Annotated in this window: 11 protein-coding genes; 8 read left to right on the top strand and 3 right to left on the bottom strand. The window is 71.7% G+C overall.

The annotated features are described in order from the left end of the window. The first annotated feature begins 25 nt into the window (after positions 1–25). From ADK67_RS19985 to cutA, 4 genes are all read left to right on the top strand, one after another. The gene (locus ADK67_RS19985; RefSeq protein ID WP_053717973.1) at positions 26–2,962 is read left to right on the top strand and encodes a glycoside hydrolase family 48 protein; all 2,937 of its coding nucleotides are present in this window, start codon (positions 26–28) and stop codon (positions 2,960–2,962) included. 261 nt (positions 2,963–3,223) lie between these two features. Continuing rightward, positions 3,224–5,755, top strand: a complete 2,532-nt coding sequence (locus ADK67_RS19980; protein WP_197289535.1) for a beta-glucosidase family protein — start codon at positions 3,224–3,226, stop codon at positions 5,753–5,755. 1 nt (position 5,756) lies between these two features. Beyond that, positions 5,757–6,755, top strand: a complete 999-nt coding sequence (locus ADK67_RS19975) for a LacI family DNA-binding transcriptional regulator (RefSeq protein WP_053717972.1) — start codon at positions 5,757–5,759, stop codon at positions 6,753–6,755. A gap of 55 nt (positions 6,756–6,810) precedes the next feature. After that, positions 6,811–7,140, top strand: coding sequence for a divalent-cation tolerance protein CutA (gene cutA, locus ADK67_RS19970; protein ID WP_053717971.1), 330 nt, complete (start codon positions 6,811–6,813; stop codon positions 7,138–7,140). Between the two features lie 40 nt (positions 7,141–7,180). On the opposite strand, the gene ADK67_RS19965 is transcribed toward cutA, so the two are convergent. Next, on the bottom strand, positions 7,181–8,758 hold the full coding sequence (locus tag ADK67_RS19965) for an alanine/glycine:cation symporter family protein (RefSeq protein WP_053717970.1): 1,578 nt from the start codon (positions 8,756–8,758) through the stop codon (positions 7,181–7,183). Positions 8,759–8,908: 150 nt separating this feature from the next. Here ADK67_RS19965 and ADK67_RS19960 point away from each other — a divergent pair, with 150 nt between their 5' ends. After that, positions 8,909–9,265, top strand: coding sequence for an ester cyclase (locus tag ADK67_RS19960; protein WP_053717969.1), 357 nt, complete (start codon positions 8,909–8,911; stop codon positions 9,263–9,265). Positions 9,266–9,277: 12 nt separating this feature from the next. Here ADK67_RS19960 and ADK67_RS19955 read toward each other — a convergent pair whose 3' ends face one another. Further along, positions 9,278–10,156, bottom strand: a complete 879-nt coding sequence (locus ADK67_RS19955) for an NmrA/HSCARG family protein (protein ID WP_053717968.1) — start codon at positions 10,154–10,156, stop codon at positions 9,278–9,280. A gap of 106 nt (positions 10,157–10,262) precedes the next feature. On the opposite strand from ADK67_RS19955, the gene ADK67_RS19950 reads away from it, so the two are divergent. Then, positions 10,263–10,838: a TetR/AcrR family transcriptional regulator gene (locus ADK67_RS19950; protein ID WP_053717967.1), complete on the top strand. Its 576-nt coding sequence runs from the start codon at positions 10,263–10,265 to the stop codon at positions 10,836–10,838. 95 nt (positions 10,839–10,933) lie between these two features. Here the strand turns inward: ADK67_RS19950 and ADK67_RS19945 are convergent, their stop codons facing one another. Further along, entirely contained in the window at positions 10,934–13,642 is a 2,709-nt protein-coding gene (locus ADK67_RS19945; RefSeq protein WP_082403620.1) for an FAD-binding and (Fe-S)-binding domain-containing protein, read from the bottom strand. Positions 13,643–13,666: 24 nt separating this feature from the next. Here ADK67_RS19945 and fabG point away from each other — a divergent pair, with 24 nt between their 5' ends. Both fabG and fabI read left to right on the top strand, forming a co-directional pair. Next, positions 13,667–14,371, top strand: a complete 705-nt coding sequence (gene fabG / locus ADK67_RS19940; RefSeq protein ID WP_053717965.1) for a beta-ketoacyl-ACP reductase — start codon at positions 13,667–13,669, stop codon at positions 14,369–14,371. A gap of 76 nt (positions 14,372–14,447) precedes the next feature. Next, positions 14,448–15,215, top strand: coding sequence for an enoyl-ACP reductase FabI (gene fabI, locus ADK67_RS19935; protein ID WP_053717964.1), 768 nt, complete (start codon positions 14,448–14,450; stop codon positions 15,213–15,215). The last annotated feature ends 239 nt before the right edge of the window (positions 15,216–15,454 follow it).

The raw sequence follows: 15,454 nt of genomic DNA, 5'->3' as shown, positions 1-15,454 counted from the left end.
GCTGATCCGTGCAGGAGGAGGACGCATGAGGTACCGCACCAGAGCGGGACGGTTGCGCACCGGACCGCTCGCGCTGATAGCCGCGGCGGCAACTGCCGCGGGTGTTATGCCGTTCGTCGCGCCGGTGGCGAACGCGGCCGTGGCTTGCACGGTCAACTACCAGGTCACGAACCAGTGGCAGGGTGGCTTCGGCGCCAACGTGTCCATCCGCAATGAGGGTGACGCGGTCAACAACTGGCGCCTCACGTGGACCTTCCCGGACGGCCAGCGCGTGCAGCAGGGCTGGAACGGCACGTTCTCGCAGAGCGGCAGCGCGGTCACCGTGGCCGCACCGGGTTGGGCGCCCAACCTCGGCACGGGCGCCAGCGTGACGCCGGGCTTCAACGGCTCGTGGACCGGCCAGAACCGGCCGCCCACGGACTTCGCCCTCAACGGCACGCGGTGCACCGGGCCGAACGTCAACGTCGACCCGACGGTGTCGCTGACGTCGCCGACGCCCGCGCAGACGTTCCAGTCCGGCCAGGCGGTCCCGCTGGCGGCCACCGCGGCCGACACCGACGGCACCGTCTCCAAGGTCGAGTTCCTGGCCGACGGCGTGGTCGTCGCGACCGACACGAGCTCCCCGTACACGGGTTCGTGGACCGGTGCGACCGTGGGCGAGCACGCGATCGTCGCCCGCGCCACCGATGACAAGGGCGGGATCGGCAACTCGAGCATCGCCAGCATCCGCGTCATCGCGGGCCAGGCGATCCAGGCGAGCCCGCCGTCGCTGACCGTGCGTCAGGGCGGCACCGGCACCTTCGGCGTCTCGCTGGCCACCGCGCCGACCGCGAACGTGACGGTCACCGTGGCGCGGTCGGGCGGCAGCACCGACCTCACGGCCGGCCCCGTGTCGCTGACGTTCACGCCGACCAACTGGGCGACCAAGCAGAACGTCACGGTCAGCTCGGCGGCCAACGGCGGCGAACTGGCCACGGCCACGTTCACCGCGAGCGCCACCGGCGCGGCCGCGGCGACCGTGGAGGTCCGCGAGACCAGCGCCGACACGTCGCCGTTCGAGCAGGAGTTCCTGGACCTCTACGCCAAGATCAACGACCCGGCGAGCGGCTACTTCCGCACCTTCTCCGATGGCCTGAAGGTGCCGTACCACTCGATCGAGACGCTGATGGTCGAGGCGCCGGACCACGGTCACCAGACCACGTCCGAGGCGTTCAGCTACTACCTGTGGCTGGAAGCCAGCTACGGCAAGATCATGGGTGACTGGGCGCCGTTCAAGAAGGCCTGGGCCTCGATGGAGAAGTACATCATCCCGGCCAAGGCGGACCAGCCGACCAACGACAAGTACGACGCCTCCAAGCCGGCGACGTACGCGCCGGAGCACCCGCGGATGGACCAGTACCCGTCGGTGCTGGACTCCGGTGTGCCGGTGGGTCGCGACCCGATCGCGGCCGAGCTGCGGTCGGCTTACGGCAACGCCGACATCTACGGCATGCACTGGCTGCTCGACGTCGACAACACCTACGGCTTCGGCCGGTGCGGCGACGAGTCGGACGCGGCTCCCGCGTACATCAACACCTACCAGCGCGGTTCGTCGGAGTCGGTGTGGGAGACCATCCCGCAGCCGTCCTGCGACACCTTCGCGCACGGTGGCCCCAACGGCTTCCTCGACCTGTTCACCAAGGACGCCAGCTACGCCAAGCAGTGGAAGTACACCAACGCCCCGGACGCCGACGCGCGTGCGGTGCAGGCGGCCATGCTGGCACTGGAGTGGGCGACCGAGCAGGGCAAGGCCGCCGAGATCGCGCCCGAGCTGGAGAAGGCCGCCAAGATGGGCGACTACCTCCGCTACGCCATGTTCGACAAGTACTTCAAGAAGATCGGCAACTGCGCCAGCCCCAGCTGCCCGGCCGGCACCGGCAAGGACAGCGCGCACTACCTGATGTCCTGGTACTACGCGTGGGGTGGCGCGACCGACACGTCCGCGGGTTGGGCGTGGCGCATCGGTGACGGCGCGTCGCACCAGGGTTACCAGAACCCGTTGGCGGCCTACGCGTTGGCGAACGTGCCCGCGCTGAAGCCGAAGTCGACGACCGGCCAGCAGGACTGGGCCACGTCGATGACCCGCCAGTTGGAGCTGCTGCAGTGGCTCCAGTCGGCCGACGGCGCCATCGCCGGTGGTGTCACGAACAGCTGGGAGGGTTCCTACAGCGCGCCGCCTTCGGGCACGCCGACCTTCTACGGCATGTACTACGACCCGCACCCGGTGTGGCGCGACCCGCCGTCGAACCGCTGGTTCGGCTTCCAGGCGTGGCAGATGGAGCGCACCGCGGCGCTGTACGAGAAGACCGGCAACGCGACGGCCAAGAAGATCCTCGACAAGTGGGTCCCCTGGGCCATCGCGAACACCACGGTCGGCACCGGCGGCCAGTTCCAGATCCCGAACGACCTGACCTGGACGGGCGCTCCGGACAACTGGAACGCCACCAACCCCGGCGCCAACGCGGGCCTGCGCGTCACCGTGGACAACCACAGCCAGGACGTCGGCATCGCCGCGTCCTACGCCAAGACGCTCCTCAACTACGCGGCCAAGTCGGGCAACGCCCAGGCGAAGACCGTCGGCGAGGGCCTCTTGACGGCGATGTTGTCGCACAAGGACGACAAGGGCATCGCGGTGCCGGAGCAGCGCAAGGACTACAACCGCTTCGACGACGTCTACAACACGTCGACGCGTGAGGGCCCTTACGTTCCGACGGGCTGGACGGGCGACATGCCCAACGGCGACCAGATCAAGCCCGGTGTGTCCTTCGTGGACATCCGCTCGATGTTCAAGCAGGACAAGGACTGGCCGAAGGTCCAGGCATACCTGGACGGCGGCCCCGCGCCGACCTTCACCTACCACCGGTTCTGGGCGCAAGCTGAGATCGCCACGGCGTTCCAGCTGCACGTGGAGCTGTTCGGGTAGACCTGGGAAGGTCGCCGACACCCCCCTCACGACGTGGTGAGGGGGGTGTTCGGCGTGTCCCGGAACGTCTCGATTGTCGAATGCGATCGACGCCGCTGAAACACCCCTGAAACTTCGGTGTTGACTCCGGTGAGAGAGCTGTGCCACATTTCTGGCACCCCGCCCCGCTGACTCCGGTCGGCGTTGTTGTCGCAGCGATCGAAACGATTCGATTCAGTGAGCTGCAGCTTCGAACAATTCGACGACCGCGAGAGGTGTGCCGTGGACCCGCTGCCGTTCCGCGATCCGGGTCTGCCGGTCGAGGACAGGGTGACCGACCTGCTCGGCCGGCTGACCGACGAGGAGAAGGTGGAGCTGCTGCACCAGCACCAGCCCGCCGTGCCGAGACTGGGGTTGGCGGCGTTCCACACCGGCATGGAGGCGCTGCACGGCGTCGCGTGGCTGGGGCCAGCCACGGTGTTCCCGCAGGCGATCGGGTTGGCGTCCTCGTGGGACCTCGGGCTGGTGCGGCGGGTCGGCGAGGCGACCGGCGTGGAGGCGCGCGGATTCCACCACCGCGACCCGGTCGCGCACGGGCTGAACGTGTGGGCGCCGGTGGTGAACCCGCTGCGCGACCCGCGCTGGGGCCGCAACGAGGAGGGCTACGCCGAGGACCCGACGCTGACCGCGGCGATGGGCACGGCGTACGCGAGCGGCCTGCGCGGCGACCACCCGCGCTACCTGCGGACCGCGCCGACGTTGAAGCACTTCCTGGGCTACAACAACGAGACCGACCGCTGCGTCACGTCGTCCGACCTGCGGCCGCGGGTGCTGCACGAGTACGAGCTGCCGTGCTACCGGGGCCCGATCGAGGCGGGCGCGGCGGTGGCGGTGATGCCGTCGTACAACCTGGTCAACGGCCGTCCCGCGCACCTGAGCCCGTTGCTCGACCAGGAGTTGCGGACGTGGGCGCCGGACGGTGTCGCGGTCGTCAGCGACGCGTACGCCCCGTCGAACGTGGCCGGGTTGCAGGCCTACCTGCCGACGCAGGCCGAGGCGCACGCGGCGTTGCTGAACGCGGGCCTGGACAGCTTCACCGACCAGGACGCCGACCCGACGTTGATGATCGAGAGCGTCACCACGGCGATCAAGGACGGCCTGCTGGACCGGGCCGTGGTGGAACGGGCCGTGGGCCGGGTGCTCGCGCTGCGGTTCCGGCTCGGCGAGTTCGACCCGCCCGAGGGCAACCCCTACGCCGCGATCACGTCCGACGTGATCGGCACGCACGGCGGGTTGGCGCTGGAAGCCGCACGGCAGGCGGTCGTGCTGCTGCGCAACGAGTCCGCGTTGCCGCTGGCGCGCGGCACGAAGCTCGCCGTCATCGGCACGCACGCCGACACGGTGTTCGAGGACTGGTACAGCGGCACCCTGCCGTACCAGGTGACCGTCCGAAGGGGACTGGAGGAGTTCGCGTCCTCCGTCGCCCACGCCGAGGGCGTCGACCGGATCGCGCTGCGCGCGGCGGACGGCCGCTACCTCGGGGTGCGCGGCGGCGTGGTCGGCCTGGGTGAGCGGGCGCTGTTCGACCTCTTCGACTGGGGCGACGGCGTGTGGACGTTGCGCGACGTGGGTTCCCGCCGCTACCTGGGGGTGGCCGAGGACGGCTCGCTGGTCGCCACCGCGGCCATGCCGGGCGGCTGGGACGTGCGCGAGCTGTTCGAGCCGCGGCTCACGGACGGGGGTGTGGTGCTTCGCAACAAGGTTAGGGGGAGCGACACCGTCCCGTTCCAGGTCGAACGCGTGGTGGACGGGATCGCGGCGGCGGTCGAGGTGGCCGCCGACGCCGACACCGTCGTGCTGGTGCTGGGCAACGACCCGCACGTCAACGGCCGCGAGACCGAGGACCGCACGACGCTGCGCCTGCCGTCGCTGAACCTGGTGCGCGCGGTGCGGGAGGCCAACCCGAACACGGTGCTGGTGCTCGTGAGCAGCTACCCGTACGCGCTGGACGGCGAAGAAGAGCACCTGCCGGGCATCGTGTGGACCGCGCACGGCGGGCAGGAGCAGGGCCGGGCGGTCGCGGAGGCGTTGTTCGGCGCGTTCTCGCCGTCGGGCAAGCTCACCCAGACCTGGTACCGGTCCGACGACGACCTGCCGGACCTCTTCGACTACGACATCATCCGCACGGGCAGCACGTACCTGTACTTCACCGGTGAGCCGCTGTTCCCGTTCGGCCACGGCCTGTCCTACACCACGTTCGAGTACGCCGACCTCGCGTGGGCCGACGGCGTCGCCACGGTCTCGGTCACGAACACCGGTGCCGTCGCGGGCGCGGAGGTTGTGCAGCTGTACTCCTCGGCGCTCGACTCGCGGGTGCGCCAGCCGGTGCGCAAGCTCCAGTCGTTCCACCGGGTCCACCTCGAGCCGGGCGAGACCGCGGTGGTCGAGCTGCGGTCCGACCAGCTGTGGCACTGGGACGTCACGACGGGCCGTCGGGTGGTCGAGGCCGGGCGGTACGAGCTGCTGGCCGGCGCGTCGTCGCGGGACGTCCGCGCCCGGCTGGTGGTCGACGTGCCGGGGGAGACCGTCGCGCCACGCGTGGGCGCGTTGCCCGCCTTGGACTTCGACGACTGCGACGGCGTGCGGCTGGTGGACGACGAGGTCGTGTTCACCCGCGAGGGCGCCTGGATCTCGTTCCACGACGTGACACCCGGGTCGCGGTCCGCGCCACCGGACACCCGGATCACGGTCGACGGCACGTCGTTGGTGCTCACCGCGCAAGCGGCGGGCGTACGCGTTCGGGAGGTGCGCTGACATGGTCACGATCGCCGATGTCGCGAAGCACGCCGGGGTCGCGCCCAGCACGGTGTCCTACGTGCTCACCGGCCGCCGTTCGATCTCCACGGCCACCAAGGCGCGGGTCGAGGCGAGCGTGCGGGCGTTGGGCTACCACCCGCACGCGGGCGCCAGGTCGCTGGCCAGCAACCGCGCCAACGTGCTCGCGCTCGTGCTGCCGATGCGCGAGGGCATGCACATGCCGGTGTTGATGCAGTTCGTCGTCGCGGTCGCCAACGCGGCCCGCCGGCACGACCACGACGTGCTGCTGGTGACCGCCGACCAGGGCGCGGCGGGGCTGCGCCGGGTGGCGGGCAGCGCCCAGGTCGACGGGCTGCTGGTGATGGACGTGGAGATGCACGACGAGCGCGTGCCGGTGCTGCGCGACCTGGACCGGCCGTCGGTGCTCATCGGCTTCCCCGCCGACGCGGCCGGGCTGACCTGCGTGGACCTCGACTTCGCCGAGGCGGGTTCGCGGTGCGTGGACCACCTCGCCGACCTCGGGCACACCTACGTCGCGCTGGTCGGCGCGCCGCGCGCGGTCTACCAGCGCGACACCGGGTTCGCGCACCGCACCATGGCCGGGTTCAGCGCGGCGGCGATGCGTCGCGGCGTCTCCTCGACCACGTTGCCGACCGACACCGACCACGAGTCGGTGCGGGTGGCGATCACCGGTCTGCTGGAACGCCACCCCGCGGTGACGGGCCTGGTGGTGCACAACGAGGCCGCGTTGCCGTCGGTGGTCGAGGTGCTGCGGTCGTTGGGCCGCAAGGTGCCCGACGACGTCGCGGTGATCGCGATCTGCCCGGACGACCAGGCCGAACGGCTGATGCCGCCGCTCACCTCGGTGGCCGTGCCCGCCGAGCAGTTGGGCCACCACGCGGTGGCGCTGCTGATGGCCAAGCTCGACCGGACGCCGACGCCACCGCTGACCCTGCTGCCGCCACGGCTGACCGAACGGGCCAGCACGACCCGCTGACCACCCGCGCGGCGTCCGGGGTCGCGGCCCCGGCGCCGCCGCTACCCTCCGGTGGATGAGCGACAACCACGTCGTGGTCATCACCACCACGGACAGCGAGGACGCGGCCGGCACGTTGGCGAAGGCGATCGTGGCGGCGCGGTTGGCGGCGTGCGTGCAGATCAGCGGCCCGATCCGCAGCGTCTACCGCTGGGAGGGCGCGGTCAACGACGACCGCGAGTGGCAGCTCTGGATCAAGACCGCCTACGACCGGGTGGACGAGCTGACCGAGTTCGTGACGGCGCGGCACACCTACGACGTGCCCGAGGTGCTGGCCCTGCCGGTGCTCGGCGGCAACCCCGACTACCTGGCGTGGCTCACCGAGGAGACCCGGCCGGCCGGGTGACGGGTGGCGGCCCGCGGCCTCTCGGACCGCCACCCGGCGCTCACTCGGTCCCGGTCGTCGCCCGGGCGCGCTCGTCGGCGCGGTCCCGGGCCAGCGACGCGCGGAACGCGGTCAGCTCCCGCTTCACCACCGGCGCGAGCAGGTACAGGCCGATGATGTTGAACAGCGCCAGCGTGAACAGCACCGCGTCGGCGAAGTCCAGCACGCTGCCCAGCGTGAGCACCGAGCCGACCACGGTGAACGCGCAGAAGATCACCCGGTAGGCGGTCTCGCTGCCCTTGCTCTTGCCGAACAGGTAGACCCACGCCTTCTCGCCGTAGTAGCTCCACGTGATGATCGTGGACACGGCGAACAGGACGACGGCCACGGTCAGCACGTACGGGAACCACGGCAGCACGGTGCCGAAGGACTCCGAGGTGACCGTGACGCCGTCCGGTCGCGGCCCGCCCGCCGCGACCGTGGCCTGGGCGTCCTTCCAGAACTGGGTCTGCGCCACGACGATCGTCAAGGCGGTCATCGTGCAGATGACCACGGTGTCGATGAACGGCTCCAGCAACGCCACGTAACCCTCGGTCACCGGGCGGCGGGTCTTCACCGCGGAGTGCGCGATGGACGCGGAGCCGAGGCCGGCCTCGTTGGAGAACGCGGCCCGCTGGAACCCGACGATCAACGCGCCGACAGCGCCTCCCGCGACGCTGTCGGCGCCGAACGCGCCCGAGACGATCTGGCCGACCGCGGCCGGGATCGTGGTGATGTTCAACAGGATCACGATGAGGCACGCCGAGACGTAGAGGATCGCCATCGCGGGCACCAGCTTGCCGGTGACGCGGCCGATGGACTTGATGCCGCCGATGATGACCGCGCCGACCACCAGGGCGAGGACGATGCCGAAGACGAGCGCCGCGCCGTCGCCGCCGAGGAAGCCCTCCGGGCCGCCGGTCACCGAGCGGAGCTGCGCGAACGTCTGGTTGGCCTGGAACATGTTGCCGCCCGCGATCCCGAAGAACAGGATCATGATCGCGGCGCCGGCGGCGAGCACCCGGCCCACGCCGCGCCCCGCCGTGCCGGGGAACCGCTCGGCCAGGCCCTTGCGCAGGTAGTGCATGGGACCGCCGGACACCGAGCCGTCCTCGTGCACGTCCCGGTACTTCACGCCCAGCGTGCACTCGACGAACTTCGTGCACATGCCGAGCAGGCCGCACACGATCATCCAGAACGTCGCGCCCGCGCCGCCGATGGTCACCGCGACACCGACACCGGCGATGTTGCCGAGGCCGACGGTGCCCGACACGGCGGAGCTGAGCGCCTGGAAGTGGCTGATCTCGCCGGGGTCGTCCGGCTTGCTGTGCTTGCCGCGCACGATCCGCAGCGCCGTGCCGAAACCGCGCAGCTGGATGACGCCGAAGTACGCGGTGAAGACCGCGGCGGCCAGCACCAGCCAGCCGACGATCCACGGGAACGTCACGCCGAAGACCGTGACCTCGGCGAAGATGAAGCCCGAGACGGCCTCCGAGACCGGGGTGAAGGCGCTGTTGATCACCTCCTCGACCGTGGACAGCGTGCCGCCCTCGGCGGCGAGCACGGTGGGCGGCGGTGACAGGGGTGGACTTGTGGTCATGGGCGAGTAGTTGACCGGATGCGAGGAGCCGGCAGAAAGTGCACTTGAGCATTTCTTTAGGTTCGGTTCACCTCCGGGCCGCCTGGCGGCTTCCCCCCGCGTGACGCGGCCGGGTGGTTTGGCGAGCCGTTCCGGGGCCACCCCTCAGCCATGGTCTCCACCTCAGCGCACGACCTGTACCGGCGGTGGCTCGACGAGCTGTGGAACGGCGGCCCGGACGCCGCGGCGCGGCTGGTCGGCGCGGACTTCGTCGGGCACTGGCCGCACCGCGACGTGACCGGCCCGGACGGACTCGCCGCCGCCGTCGGCGAGACCCACGCGATGTTCACCGACCTGTCGTTCACGCTCGACGTCGGTCCCATCGCCGAAGGCGACCTCGTGGCGGCGCGCTGGACCGGTCGCGGCCGGACGGCCGAGGGGCCGACGAGCTTCTTCGGCAACGACATCCTGCGGGTCCGGGACGGCCTGTTCGTCGAGTACTGGGTCGCCACCTGGGCCGGGACCTGACGCGCGTGGGGCTCACCCGCCGTTGAGGAAGGCCGTGATCAGCGCGGCTCCGGTGGCGGCCAGCCAGGCGCGCAGGTCGAGCAGACCGGGGTGCAGCCGGCGGGTGGCCGCCACGTCGGCCCGGTAGCCGCGCTCGTTCAGCCACTCGTTGGCGTGCGCGAAGTCCTCGCTCACCTGCCTGATGGCGTCGAGCGGGATCTGCTCGTACGGCAGCTCGCGCCCGGTCGCCGCCGAGATCGCGGCGGCGATGTCGACCGGGGTGAGCTCGTCCCCGGCCAGGTCCTCCGTGCGGCCGATCCACTCGTGCGGCTCGGCGAAGGCCATCGCGACGAACGCGGCCACGTCGTCCACCGCGATGAGCTGCTGCGGCACGTGCGGTGCGAGGCCGGTGGACACCGTGCCGCCGCGCAGGGCGTAGCCGCCGGTGAAGTTCTCCATGAACGACACCGGGCGCAGGACCGTGGCGGGCAGGCCGAGGTCGGCGACGTGCCGTTCGACCCGGTGCTTGCTGACGACGTTGACCGGCAGCACCTCGGCGGCGTGCCTGCCCGCGCCGGCGACCGAGCTGAACACGAAGTGCCCGACACCGGCTTCCCGGGCGGCTTCGGCGACGTTGACGCCCCAGCGGACCTCGTCGTCGGCGCCGAAGTCCGGTGACGTGCCGGGTGAGCCGACCGTCGGCTGCACGCTGAACACGCCGTGCGCGCCGTCCATCGCGGCGACGAGCGAGTCCACGTCCTCCATGTCGGCACGCACCAGCGGCGCCCGTGACTCGGCCCCCGCCGGGTCGCGGGTCAGCGCGCGGACCCGCCAACCGTCCGCCAGCAGCCGTGCCGTCACCGCGCGGCCTTGCGTTCCGGTCGCCCCGACCACCGCGATCGTCTTGTCCACAGCTCTCCTCGAACCGATAAACGGGGTGACCCCCCGTTTGCTGGTCGGTACGATAGGGAGGACCACCCCACTTAGTCCAGTGCCATTCGGGAGAGGGAGTCGTCCGATGCGTGCCGACGCGCGCCGGAACCGGGAGCGGATCGTCGACGTCGCGGGTGTCGCGATCGCCGAGCAGGGCGCGGACGCGTCGCTGGAGGAGATCGCCCGCCGGGCCGGGGTCGGCTCGGCCACCCTGCACCGGCACTTCCCGACTCGTCAGGCGCTGCTGGAAGCGGTGTTCACCGGCCGGGTGGAGGCGCTGTGCGACCAGGCCGGCGCCCTGGCCGCCGACCTGGCGCCACGAGCCGCGTTGACGGACTGGCTGCGTGCGGTCGGCAGGCACGCGGCGGCCAACCGGGGTTTGGCCGCGTCACTGCTGCGCGGCGCGGACCCGTCCCTCGGCCGCACGTGCCACGCGATGATCACCGCGGCCGGCGACGAACTGCTGGCGGCGGCCCGTCGTGCGGGCGACGTGCGCGCCGACGTGTCCATCGTGGACCTGCTCACCCTCGCCAACGCCGTCGCCCTGTCCACCGAGGGCGACCCGTCCGAAGCCGACCGCCTGCTCACCCTGGCCCTGACCGGCATCCACCCCGAGAGTCCTACCTCCAGCACGCGAGAGTCCTACGTCCAGCACCCCTGAATTCAACGCTCGGCACGAGCCGCCGTGTCGTGAGCGTTGAACTCAGGGGTCGCGAACGTAGGACTCTCGAGGCGTGGACGTAGGACTCTCGGCGGTCAGAGGCCCAGTTGCCGCCTCAGCAGGGTGGCCGTGTGGACGGGGTCGGCGGACGAGCCGTGGCGGACCTGCGTGCGGCAGCTGAAGCCGTCCGCCACGACCGCGGTGCCGGGGTCGGCGGAGCGGACGGCCGGGAACAGGGTCTGCTCGCCCACCGCCATGGACACGTCGTAGTGCCCGCGTTCGAAGCCGAAGTTGCCCGCCAGGCCGCAGCAGCCTTCGAGCAGCGAAGCGCTGACACCGGACTTCGCCAGCAGCTCACGGTCCGCGTCCAACCCCAGCTCCGCGTACTGGTGGCAGTGCGGCTGCACGACCGCCCGCGCGTCACCCGCCACCGGCTCCAGCAGCGGCGACACGTGCTCGGCGAACGTGCGCACCGACTCCGCCAGCCGCACCACGTCCGGGTCGTCGCCAGCCACCTCCAGCGCGTCCGACCGCAGGAACGCCGTGCAGCTCGGCTCCAGCCCCACCACCGGCACGCCGTCCCGCGTCCACGGCCGCAGCACCCGCGCCGTCCGCCGCACCACCCGCCGCGCCACGCCGAGCTGACCGGTGGAGAACCACGTCAACCCGCAGCACACCGCACCGCGCGGCACCTCGACGCCCTGCCCCGCGTGCCCGAGCACCGCCGCCGCGTCGAACCCGATCCCCGGCTCGAAGTGGTTGGTGAACGTGTCCGGGAACAACAGCACCCGGTCACCGCCGCCGACCGGCGTGAACCGCGACTGGAACGACCGCACCGGCGTCGGCAGCGGCCGTTCCGGGGCCACGCCGCCGAACCGCCCGAACCGCGCGGTCAGCCCGTTCACCAACCGCAGCCGCAGCCACAGCGGCAGCCAGCCCATCGAGTAGTGCGCCGCCGGCCGCACCCGTCCCCGGTAGTGGTGGTGCAGGAACTCCGCCTTGTAGGTGGCCATGTCCACGTCCACCGGGCAGTCCCGCTTGCACCCCTTGCAGCCCAGGCACAGGTCCAGCGCGTCCCGCACCTCCTCCGACCGCCACCCGCCGCGCACCACCTGCCCGCCGAGCATCTCGAACAGCAGCCGCGCCCGGCCCCGCGTGGAGTGCTTCTCCTCCTTCGTCACCCGGTAGCTCGGGCACATCACCCCGCCGGACGTGTTCAGGCACTTGCCGACGCCGACGCACCGCCGCGTCGCCGCCGCCAGGTCGCCGCCGTCGGCGTGCAGCGCGAGCTTCGCCCGGGTCGGGATCACCGGGGGAGCGACCAGCACGCGCAGGTCCTCGTCCAGCTTCGCGGGCGCGACGATCCGGCCCGGGTTCATCCGGTTGCCGGGGTCGAACGCCGCCTTGAACCGCCCGAACGCCTCGATCGCGGCCGGCGGGTACATCCGGGGCAGCAGCTCCGACCGCGCCTGCCCGTCGCCGTGCTCGCCGGACAACGACCCGCCGTGCGCCACCACCAGGTCCGCCGCGTCCTCCAGGAACGACCGGTGCCCGCGCCGGAAGTCGAAGTCGATCCGCACGTGCAGGCAGCCCTCGCCGTAGTGCCCGTACGTGACGCCACGCCTGCCGTGCCCGGCCAGCAACGCGTCGAACTCCCGCAGGTAGGCGCCCAGCCGCTCGGGCGGCACGGCCGCGTCCTCCCACCCCGACCACGCCTCGCCGCCGTCGGCCATCCGCGTCGCCAGCCCCGCGCCGTCCTCCCTCACCCGCCACAGCGCGCGCTGCCGTCCCGGATCGGTCACCACCACCGAGTGCGGCGCGAGCGCGGCGGCCCGGTGCGCGACCGCGTCCTCCGCCGTCTCGACGAACAACCAGCTCTCGCCGCGCGGCAGCAGCCGCCGCGACTCACCCGCCGCCCGCGCCAGCTCGACGTTCAGGCCCTCGATCGTGAGCACGTCCAGCTCGCGCAGCTGCGGCGCCAGGTCCGCGGCGTCGTACGGGCCGTCGAAGCCCAGCACGGCCAGCACCCGGCGCGGCGGCGCCTCCACCAGCTCCACGGTCGCACCCAGCACGGTCGCGCACGTGCCCTCCGAGCCGACCAACGCCCTGGTCAGGTCCGGCAACGCGTCCAGCCGGTAGCCGGACACCCGCCGGTCCAGCGCCGGGAACCACGCCGGGTCCACGTCGGGCAGGTCCAGCGGCGGGGGAGTGCGGGTGTCGAACCGGCGGCCGTCGGCCAGCAGCACGTCGAGCGCGCGCACGTTGTCGCTGGTCTTGCCCCAGGCCACGGAGTGCGCGCCGCACGCGTCGTTGCCGATCATGCCGCCGAGCGTGCAGCGCGAGTGGGTCGACGGGTCGGGGCCGAACACCAGCCCGTGCGGCCGGGCGGCGTCGTTGAGCCGGTCCAGCACCACCCCCGGCTGCACCACCGCGACCCGCTCGACCGGGTCCACCGAGATCACCCGGTCGAGGTACCGGGAGAAGTCGATCACCAATCCCGCGCCCGCCGAGTTGCCCGCGATCGACGTGCCCGCACCCCGGTTGGTGATCGGCACGCCGTGCGCGACCGCCACCCCGACCGCCGCCACCACCGCGTCCACCGACCGCGGCCGCACCACGACCTCGGGCACGTGGCGGTAGTTCGACGCGTCGACGGAGTACAGCGCGCGGTCGGCGGGGTCGGCGAGCACGTCGCCGTCCACCGCGGTCCGGAGTTGTTCGACGAAACCGGTCACCGCCCGATTGTGATCCACCCCCGGCCAATGGTGGCGTACTTGGGGGTACGAGATAGCCTCGCCCCGCATCAACCAGCAGCGATGGGAGCAAGCGTGTCGAGGTCCGTTCTGGTCACCGGCGGCAACCGGGGCATCGGTCTGGCGATCGCGCGGGCGTTCGCGGCTCAGGGCGACAAGGTCGCGGTGACGCACCGCGGGTCCGGCGCGCCCGAGGGCCTGCTCGGCGTCAAGTGCGACGTGACCAGCTCCGCCGAGGTGGACGCGGCGTTCACCGAGGTCGAGGCCGCGCACGGACCCGTCGAGGTGGTCGTGGCCAACGCGGGCATCACCGACGACACCCTGCTGCTGCGGATGACCGACGACCAGTTCACCCGCGTCCTCGACGCCAACCTGACCGGCGCGTTCCGGGTCGCGCAGCGCGCGTCCAAGGGCATGCTGCGCAAGCGCTACGGCCGCATCGTGTTCATCTCGTCCGTCGTCGGCCTCATGGGCGGCGCGGGCCAGGTCAACTACGCGGCCAGCAAGGCGGGCCTGGTCGGCGTCGCCCGCTCGATCGCCCGCGAACTCGGCACGCGCAACATCACCGCGAACGTCGTCGCACCCGGCTTCATCACCACGGACATGACCGACGCGCTGCCGGAGGACCGCAAGAAGGCGATCCTCGCCCAGGTGCCGTCGGGTCGGTACGGCACGACCGACGAGATCGCCGCCGCCGTCACGTTCCTGGCCTCCGACGCCGCCGCCTACATCACCGGCGCGGTGCTGCCGGTCGACGGCGGCCTCGGCATGGGCCACTGAACCGCCGGACCACTGTGCCGCCGAACCACCGGGCGGGCACCACTACCAAGCACAACATCTCGGAGGACGGGTTTCAGTGACGGGACTGCTCGAAGGCAAGCGGCTGCTGGTCACCGGCGTGATCACGGACGCGTCGATCGCCTTCCACGTGGCCAAGGTCGCCCAGGAGCAGGGCGCCCAGGTCGTGCTCACCGGCTTCGGCCGGATGAGCCTCGTGGAGCGGATCGCCAAGCGCCTGCCGCAGGCCGCGCCGGTGGTCGAGCTCGACGTGCAGAACCAGGAACACCTGGACACGTTGGCGGACCGGCTGCGTGAGCACGTGGACGGCCTGGACGGCGTGGTGCACGCGATCGGCTACGCCCCGCCGTCGTGCCTGGGCGCGCCGTTCATGGACGCGCCGTGGGAGGACGTCGCCACGGCCATGCACGTGTCGGCGTACTCGTACAAGGCGCTGGTGAGCGCCGCCCTGCCGTTGCTGGGCAGCGGCGCGTCGGTGGTCGGCCTCGACTTCGACGCCCGCCAGGTGTGGCCCGCCTACAACTGGATGGGCCCGGCGAAGGCGGCGTTCGAGTCGATCAACCGCTACCTGGCCCGCGAACTCGGCCCGCAGGGCATCCGGATCAACCTGGTCTCGGCGGGCCCCGTGCGCACCATGGCCGCCAAGTCGATCCCCGGCTTCCCGGCACTCGAGGCCATGTGGGGCGAGAAGGCGCCGCTCGGCTGGAACGTGGACGACCCGGAGCCGGTCGCCAAGTCCGTGTGCGGCCTGCTGTCCGACTGGTTCCCCGCCACCACCGGCTCGATGGTGTTCGTCGACGGCGGCGTGCACTTCCTCGGCCTTTAACCTCCGCTCCGGCACCCGACTCGCACCTGCTCCGGCCCGACTCTCGCACCCTCGCCGGTAGCCGATTCGCGCCTATTTGACATGGGTTCGGGTGCTTTAGGCTGGTCGAAGCCGGGCAGGCTTGGCGGGCGCTCTTTCCGCCAGGCCTGCCCGGCTTTGGCCTGCCTGGAGTGCCCGTAAGGGCCCCATGTCAAATCGACGCGAGTCGGCGTGCGCCCAACCCAACCCGCCCACCAACC

It is taken from the genome of Saccharothrix sp. NRRL B-16348, assembly GCF_001280085.1.
In the GTDB taxonomy this organism is placed as follows: Bacteria; Actinomycetota; Actinomycetes; order Mycobacteriales; family Pseudonocardiaceae; genus Actinosynnema.
Note: the sequence above shows the minus strand (reverse complement) of the source record. Positions and strands in the feature narration are given on the sequence as shown.

Bases quoted from the DNA above. Each gene is read 5' to 3' on its own strand.
- ADK67_RS19985 (WP_053717973.1), top strand. From the start codon at position 26: ATGAGGTACCGCACCAGAGCGGGACGGTTGCGCACCGGACCGCTCGCG.
- ADK67_RS19975 (WP_053717972.1), top strand. From the start codon at position 5,757: ATGGTCACGATCGCCGATGTCGCGAAGCACGCCGGGGTCGCGCCCAGC.
- cutA (WP_053717971.1), top strand. From the start codon at position 6,811: ATGAGCGACAACCACGTCGTGGTCATCACCACCACGGACAGCGAGGAC.
- ADK67_RS19965 (WP_053717970.1), bottom strand. From the start codon at position 8,758: ATGACCACAAGTCCACCCCTGTCACCGCCGCCCACCGTGCTCGCCGCC.
- ADK67_RS19960 (WP_053717969.1), top strand. From the start codon at position 8,909: ATGGTCTCCACCTCAGCGCACGACCTGTACCGGCGGTGGCTCGACGAG.
- ADK67_RS19950 (WP_053717967.1), top strand. From the start codon at position 10,263: ATGCGTGCCGACGCGCGCCGGAACCGGGAGCGGATCGTCGACGTCGCG.
- ADK67_RS19945 (WP_082403620.1), bottom strand. From the start codon at position 13,642: ATGCGGGGCGAGGCTATCTCGTACCCCCAAGTACGCCACCATTGGCCG.